We start from the raw sequence: 925 nt of genomic DNA, 5'->3' as shown, positions 1-925 counted from the left end.
AAGCGACTGGACCAAACGGCCAAAGTATCAACAATGGTCGGGCACCACGCTTGGGCTTGCGGTTAAATTTCTCGCGCCATTCGTAAGCCGAAGCGGCGTGTTGCAGCCCCGGCTTTTGGATCTGCAGCAACATTGCATTGAACGGCGCAAAGTTTTTGAGCTTCACCGTGAAGTCCAGTAGCTGCTGGTAATCTGCACTTGTGCGGTAAAGCCGCGAGTCCTCGATCAGCTGGTCCAGTACGGAACGAGCTGCTTCTGACTCGAACAAATCCGGCTGGTAAATCGACATCCTCGTCTCCTACATACTGGGATTGAGTGGGCTCCGATAAGCCCGCCTAACCTGTCTTGCCCTGCCCGCAAAAATTGCCGACCGGCATCTTGTGGATCACCTGCGCAAATGCCCGGCTCTTGGTCTCGTTGTCCAGCACTTCAAGGATCAGCTTTTCGTGGTTCGTCATCGCATCTAGCACCGTATCAAGCACGCGCTTAGGGAGCAGCCCGTGCATGATCTGTTCGATCGAGTGGTTGTTCACCTAGACCATCACATCTTCCTGGCGGCTGATGCGCTGGGTGATGCCGGTAAGGAATTGCAGTTGGTCGTCATCGCTCACCTCGGTACCGGTGAAATCGTTCAGCACCTCGATGATCTCGGACAGGCGCTTTTTCTCCGGATCACCTCATCCCTGGTTGGCGCGAGCACATACTCCATTCGCCGCACCAAGGTGAACGGCAGGATGATGCGGCCGTACTGCGATTGCTTGAAGTCACTGCGCAGCAGATCGGCATTGGACCAAAGAAAGGCGGCCGTCTAGGAATAGTTTTCCCTGTCCACGCTACAGCTCCTAGGTGATCGGAAAAAGCCGCTACTTTACCCCGCTGGGCGTCACAAGGTGATGTCAATGCAGGATCTCTCCCTGTCGGCTTC

The 925-nt window shown here is 55.4% G+C and carries 1 protein-coding gene and 2 pseudogenes; all 3 read right to left on the bottom strand.

Annotation, left to right across the window (positions count from 1 at the left end; all coding sequences use genetic code 11):
- Positions 1-289: hypothetical protein (locus tag QKY98_RS23455; protein ID WP_284671682.1), on the bottom strand; the 289-nt coding region annotated here is incomplete at its 3' end.
- A gap of 46 nt (positions 290-335) precedes the next feature.
- Positions 336-674: pseudogene (locus tag QKY98_RS23450) on the bottom strand (type I restriction endonuclease subunit R); the annotation flags it as partial.
- A pseudogene (locus QKY98_RS23445) lies at positions 656-778 on the bottom strand (type I restriction-modification system subunit M N-terminal domain-containing protein); the annotation flags it as partial. The pseudogenes QKY98_RS23445 and QKY98_RS23450, both read right to left, overlap by 19 nt.
- Positions 779-925: the final 147 nt, after the last annotated feature.

The sequence above is a fragment of the Pseudomonas sp. HR1 genome (genome assembly GCF_030175875.1).
Classification (GTDB): Bacteria; Pseudomonadota; Gammaproteobacteria; order Pseudomonadales; family Pseudomonadaceae; genus Chryseomonas; species Chryseomonas oryzihabitans.
Note: the sequence above shows the minus strand (reverse complement) of the source record. Positions and strands in the feature narration are given on the sequence as shown.